We start from the raw sequence: 6,663 nt of genomic DNA on the forward strand, positions 1-6,663 counted from the left end.
CGGCACCGCTCTGGGCGCTTATCAAAGTATCCTCAACATGATGCCCTACCGTTTGACCGGCGCGCCCTACTTTATGGCGACCTGGATTGTTTCCCTGATTTTCCTGGTCAACCTGTTCGGCTCGTTTGCGGCTTCCACAGCGGGCAGCCTGGCTTCACGTTTTGGCAGGCGCGCTGTCGTCCCGGTCGCCGGCATCATCTATCTGGTGGGGATTTTGATGATGTTGGCCAAGCCGTTGTGGGCGATTTTCGCTGGTCTGGTGGTGTTTACTATCGGGTTTTTTGCGGTTCATTCCGTCGCGACCGGCTGGGTTACGGCCCGAGCGGTGTCCGGCGTGGGCGCCACCGGCCAGGCTTCGTCAGCCTACTCGATTGTTTACTATGCCGGCGGCTCGATTTTCGGCACCCTAGCTGGTTTTGGTTGGACCGCCCTGGGCTGGCCGGGCGTAGTGGCGATTTCTGGCTCCCTGGCAGTTGTGGTCATCATCCTGGCGTTGATTTTGCGCCACATCAAACCTCTGTCTGCCTCCGGGTACTAAACTTCGCGAAAACCAGTTAACCGTACCCACCCCGGACCTAAACTGTAACGGTGCGAGCGATGCTCGCGACACGTATCCCTAGTGAGGAACAATCAAATGGCAGAACATGAAAAACCGGGGCTGGGTGAGCGGTTTAAATACCGTTTCGACAACCTCATGTCCAAAGGCATGTTGGGGAAAATTTTCCTGCTGGGTCTGCTCAGCATCGTGTTTATTTTCATAATTTTTGTGTTGACCCGTATCTTTGAGCGCACGCCGATGGATCCGGGCAAACAGCTGTGGGTGACGCTGATGCGGACTTTTGACCCCGGCAACCTCAACGGGGACGAAGAAGTCTATTCAAAAGTTTTCGTGTTTTTCATGTTGTTAGCCACTCTGTACGGCATTTTTTTCTTGGCCACGTTTATTGGGATTATCAATAACGGCCTGGAAAACTACATGGATGCGCTCAATCAGGGTAAATCTCATGTCCTGGAACGTAACCACACCGTCCTCTTGGGCTTCAACGAAATCGCGTTCAATATTTTGGAACAGCTTTTTCTGGCCAACCTCAGTGAACCCAAGAAAACTGTGGTGATTCTTTCCTCGGACCATGACCCGCAAGAGCTGGAAGACACTATCCACAACCGATTCCGCTTGGGTCTGCAAGACGGAACCCCGCAGCGTAAGTACCAAAAACACACTCGGGTCATTTGCCGCAAAGGCGAAATTTACGCCGAAAACGATTTGGCGATGTGCTCCCTGGAACACTGCCATTCCGTCATCATCAACGCCAACAGTGACTTTTACACCATCAAAGCCATTATGGCTTGCCGGAAGTATCTGGAAAACGTGGCGGCCGGGTCGGAACAAAACCAACCGCGGCGCCCCGGGCCTCATATCACAGCGGTTATTCACCAGAAAAAGAACATTAATGCCGCTTATATCGCCGGCGGAGAGTTTCTCGAAGTCATTTGCTACGAAGAATTTATGTCCAGAATCATGGCGAATTCCGCTCGCCAGCCGGGGCTATCCCAAGTATTTAACATGCTGTTCAACTACCAAGATAGCGAAATTTACTCCGCCGATACCGCAAACCTGCGGCTTAACGGCACCCCCCTACCTCTTGAGAACATCCCGATTTATGAAATCAATCAATACCTTAAGAATGCGGTGGCTATCGGCGGTTATACGAGTCAAGGCGCGCCGCGGCTGAGCGTGGACGACAAACTCAATCGCCGGCAAATTCCTCACAGTCTGCTGTTTCCCTCCATAGTCAACGAAACAAATCCGGGAACACTGCGCGGTTTTGAGAAACTCTATCTGGTTGAGGAGGACAACGGGGTCGAGGAACTGACCGAGAAAGTCTGCGATTGGTCAAATGACCCGAAGCCCTGGACGGTTCCGGATAAACCACGGGGCAACATCGTCATTATCGGGGCTAACGACCTGCTCCCCTCCGTGCTGGAAGGATTTAGCGGATTCCTCAGCGACAATGCTTCAATTCTGGTGTTGGACAATGCCTCTAAGATTGCCCAAGCGAACAACTTTTGTCCCGAAGGTCTCGATGTTCGCTACGCGGCTTGCAATATCGATTCCTATGAGGAACTGGCGAAGTGGCTGCCCACTCCTGAACCCGCGTCCGCGGGCTGCGGCCCCAGCTGGGACTGCACTCGCAGCATTTTGCTGCTGTCCGACTTCCAGTGGGAACCAGCCGACGATGCACACCCCGACCCGGATGACTTGTACAACCGGATGAGTCTGGCGGATGAAAAAACGCTTTCGCGCCTCCTTTATGTCCGTCAACTCTGTACCCTGGCGTCCGAGCCTTACTCCATCACCTGTGAAATGAACCTTGAGCAAAATCGGAGACTCGCCGAATACACCGGCAACGAGGATTATGTGGTGGGCACCAGCGTTACCGCCATGATTATTGCGCAAATCTCAGAGAGCCGCGATTTGTACCTAGTTTTCCGGGAGTTGCTCAGCCCCAACGGTTCCGAACTCTATATGCGCAAAGCTGGCTCCTACCTGGGATTTTCCGATTCCCCCAAAGCCTTCAACTTTTTTGAAATGCTGGCCCTCACGGCCCAAAAGAACGAAGTTCTGATCGGTTTTCGCCGCCGTGGCGCTGATGGCCAGTACGAAACGCCCGCCGTCCTTCCGCCACGCTACGATGCCAGCGGCGCGCTGATTCGCTACACCGTCCATCCTGACGATTTGTTGGTCACCATCGCTGAACAGTAGTCGCACTCGCTTGCTTCACAAGGGGTTGGCTCCGGTTTCCGGTTCCGTTACGGGGCGCTGCGGGGTCGCCGTGCAGGGCGAAATGCCGGGCGGGTCGTAGGATAGAAACATGGAACAGAAACTCAACGTGGGCGATGCGGCCCCGGACTTTACGATCGAAACCACCGCAGGAACCTTCCACCTGGCCGAGGCTCTCAAGGACGCAAAAGCCGGGGTGGTCGTGTACTTTTACCCCCGCGCGATGACGCCGGGCTGTACCACGGAGGCTTGTGACTTCCGCGATTCCCTAAACTCCCTGAAATCCGCGGGATACACGGTCATCGGGATTAGCCCGGACCAAATGCCCGCCCTGGAAAAATTCCGCGACAAACAGACCTTGAACTTTGCCTTGGGCTCCGACCCGGAGCATACAGTCCTGTCGGACTACGGCGTGTGGCAGGTGAAACCCCTGACGAAAAAGCTCGGGGTGGTGCGCTCCACGTTCGTGGTCAGCCCGGACGGCACGCTGATTTCCGCGAAATACAACGTGCGGGCGACCGGGCATGTCGCCCGCCTGCGCAAAGAACTCGGACTGGATTAAATCACTGTTCGTCGAGGCCGCTATCAGGGTTCTCGCCGGTTTCGTCAGAAGGGTCGCCGCTGGGATTTTCCGAAGCGTTCTCGGTTGGGTTTTCACAAGGCACCTCGGCCGGGTTTTCCCGAGGGGCCTCGCTAGCGTCCTCGGTCGGCTCCGATTCGGGACCGTAATAGCCGGGGTCTACGGGATAGACGGTCTGCAGCGGGCTCGGCCCGCAGTCGTAGTGGCGTTCCCGCGGGCCTTCCATCAGCAGGAACGGCCACCGGCGTTGCCAGGAAAACCGCAGCTGCCAAGCAAACAGCGCCCAGATAAACACCGCTATCGCCGCACCCATACAGGCCAGCGCCCCCAAACCGATGCTCCAACGGGCTCCGAGAGTCTTTCCAACCCAGCCCACCAGCGGGGACCCGATGGGCGTGGCACCCAAGTTGAACACGAAGTAAATCGAGAGAACCCGCCCTCGTAAGCTCTCAGGCGTAGACGTTTGAATCAGGGCGTTTGCCGCGGTCAACAGGGTAATCATGAAGAACCCGGCGGGTATGGACATGACCGCAAAAGCCCAATAGGTCGGGCACAGCGCCAAAAGCGCCTCGGCCAATCCAAAAAAGAAAACCCCGGAAATGACCATCGCGAAACGCGGGTGAGTGCGCCGCGCCGCCAGCAGCGCGCCCGAGAGAGAACCGACCGCCAGCATCGTCCCCAGCAAACCGTACTCGCCCGGCCCTTTGGCATACACATCGGTGGCCATGAAAGCCTGGGTCATCTGCAGGTTGAATCCGAAAGCGCCGGTCAAGGTAATGAGGAAGATGATGGCTTTCAGGTCGGAGCGAGATTGCACGTAGGCGAAACCCTCCCGAATCATGCCGCGGCGGCGCACCCCGCGCTTGACCGCAAAGAAATAATCCCTTCGCATCAGCGCCAGAGTCACTACCGGAATCACGAAAATGACCGTGTTGATGACGAACACCCAGCCCGGACCCAGCACCGCGATCAGCACCCCCGCCAGGGCAGGACCAATCAGGCGGGCGATGTTGAAAGCCATCGAGTTCAGCCCCACCGCGTTAGGCAGGCAGTCCGCCGGCACCAGTTCCGCGATGAAAGTTTGGCGCTGCGCAATCGCCAGGGCATCGAAAATGCCGGTCACGAACGCGATGAGGTAGATTTCAAACAGCTGAGCCGAGCCGGTCAGCAGCAACATCCCCAGAATCAACCCCAGCAGGGCCACCCCGGATTGGGTAATCTGCAGCATCCGGCGCCGATCCATCCAATCTGCCAACGCCCCGCCAAAGAAACCGAAAATCAGCTGGGGCAGGAACTGCAGGGCGGTGGTCATCCCGACCGCGAACGCATCGTTGTCGGTCAAAACGACCAGGACCACCCAAATCTGGGCGACACGCTGCATCCACATCGCGGTAGCCGCAAACAGATTCGAGACAAACCACAGCCGAAAATTCGCGAACCGCAGTGAATAGAAGGTTTTACTGGCCAAGCGGCTCATCTTCTTTCTATTCCACAGGTTCCCCTAGGCGTGGTCTCGCTGTTGGGGGTCGAGACCAGCAGGTTTTCGCTTACTTTTTCTTGGTCTTTGCAGTAGTTTTCTTCGCCGTAGTTTTGCGTGCCGGCGCTTTGCGTTTCTTAGTTGGCCCTTTGGCGCGTTTTATGGCCAAGAGTTCAAACGCGGAGCTTTCGGTCAGCGTAGCGGGGTCGGTGCCGCGAGGCACGGTCGCGTTCGTGGTTCCGTCCGTCACATAAGGTCCATAGCGGCCGTTCTTAAGGGTGACTTTCTGGCCCGTTTCGGGATCCTCGCCGAACTCCATCATCACCGTTTGCGACGTCGCCGCCCGCCCGCGAGTTTTCGGAGCCGCCAGCAACGCCAATGCCTCTTCGGTCGTCAACGTGAACAGCTGTTCCTCGCTTTCCAGTGAACGCGTGTCAGTACCGCGCTTGATGTACGGCCCGTACCGCCCGTTAGACGCCACAATGTCCACGCTTTCACTGTCCTGACCGACCGTGCGCGGCAGGCTTAACAGCTGCAGGGCTTCCTCCAGGGTAATCGTGTCCGGGGACTGAGTTTTCAGCAGGGAGGCCGTCCGATTCTTGGGTTTCTTTTTCGCGGTCTTCTTTGCTTTGGTGTCGCTGTCCGTCTCGGCTTTCGGTTCCGGGGCCAGTTCCTCCACGTAAGGACCAAACCTGCCGTTCTTGGCGACAATCTGAAGTCCGGTTTCGGGGTGTACACCCACCACCCGGTCGCCTTGGGCACCTTTTTCCAACAGTTCCCGGGCCATCTCCAGAGTCAGCTCATCGGGAGCCACTGTATCTGGAACCGAAGCGCGTTCCTCGCCGCGCTGCAGGTAAGGTCCGTAACGTCCCACGCGCAGGGCGATTCCTTCACCCAGCTCCACTGTGTTCAGGGCGGCAGCATCTATATCTCCCAGCTCCGCCACCGCGCGCTGTAGCCCTAATCCTTGCAGGTCAGAGCCTTTACCGTGACCGTACCAAAAGTCCTTTAACCATTGAGTCCGGTCGGCTTGCCCGGCCGCGATTTTATCCAAATCGGCTTCCATATCAGCCGTGAAGTCGTAATCAATGAGCCCGGGCAGGTTTTCTTCCAGCAGTTTCACCACAGAAAACGCCAGCCATGACGGCACCAGGGCCTGCCCGCGGCGATACACATACTGCCGATCAACAATGGTGGAAATGGTCGAAGCGTAGGTGGAGGGTCGCCCTATCTCGCGTTCTTCCATCGCTTTGACCAGCGACGCGTCCGTATAGCGGGCGGGCGGGGTCGTGAAGTGCTGCCGCTCCTGCCCGGAGTCCAAGTGGTCGAGTCGCAGCCGATCCGCGGCCTGCATCCGCGGCAGCCTCGCCTCGCCAGTCTTGCCCTCACCGGAAGTCACCGCGGGCTCATCGCCCTCATCACGGCCTTCCTCGTAAGCGGCGAGGAAACCGGGATTTTCAATCACTGTTCCGGATGCCCCGAACTCGGCGTGAACCGAGCCATCAGCAGGAACAGCCGCAATCTTCACCGACACGGTGGTGCCGGTGGCATCGTTCATTTGGCAAGCCAGGGTGCGCCGGAAGATGAGGTTGTATAGCTTCCATTCGCGCGCATTGAGTTTGCCTTCCAGACTCGAGGGCAGTTGGAACTGCTCCCCCGCGGGGCGGATAGCTTCGTGAGCCTCCTGAGCCCCTTTCGTCTTTGTTTCGTAAATTCGGGGTTTGGCGGGTACTGCATCCTTGCCGAAGCGGCTCACCGCCAGGGACCGAGCCGCGGAAATAGCCTGTTCAGACAGGTTGACCGAGTCGGTACGCATATAGGTGA

At 57.4% G+C, this 6,663-nt stretch carries 5 protein-coding genes; 3 read left to right on the forward strand and 2 right to left on the reverse strand.

The features are described from left to right. From AC5LBQ_RS09090 to AC5LBQ_RS09100, 3 genes are all read left to right on the forward strand, one after another. On the forward strand, positions 1-538 hold a 538-nt coding region (locus tag AC5LBQ_RS09090; protein WP_493265284.1), incomplete at its 5' end, for an MFS transporter. A gap of 96 nt (positions 539-634) precedes the next feature. Then, positions 635-2,764 carry a potassium channel family protein gene (locus AC5LBQ_RS09095; protein WP_493265285.1) on the forward strand — a complete coding sequence of 710 codons (2,130 nt, stop codon included), beginning with the start codon at positions 635-637 and terminating at the stop codon, positions 2,762-2,764. A gap of 109 nt (positions 2,765-2,873) precedes the next feature. Beyond that, positions 2,874-3,344 (forward strand): peroxiredoxin, encoded by a 471-nt coding sequence (locus AC5LBQ_RS09100; protein ID WP_493265286.1) that lies wholly within the window; start codon positions 2,874-2,876, stop codon positions 3,342-3,344. A gap of 1 nt (position 3,345) precedes the next feature. On the opposite strand, the gene AC5LBQ_RS09105 is transcribed toward AC5LBQ_RS09100, so the two are convergent. Then, entirely contained in the window at positions 3,346-4,830 is a 1,485-nt protein-coding gene (locus AC5LBQ_RS09105) for an MFS transporter (RefSeq protein WP_493265287.1), read from the reverse strand. Positions 4,831-4,909: 79 nt separating this feature from the next. Beyond that, on the reverse strand, positions 4,910-6,663 hold a 1,754-nt coding region (locus AC5LBQ_RS09110), incomplete at its 5' end, for a topoisomerase C-terminal repeat-containing protein (RefSeq protein WP_493265288.1).

The organism is Mobiluncus sp. (assembly GCF_985070215.1).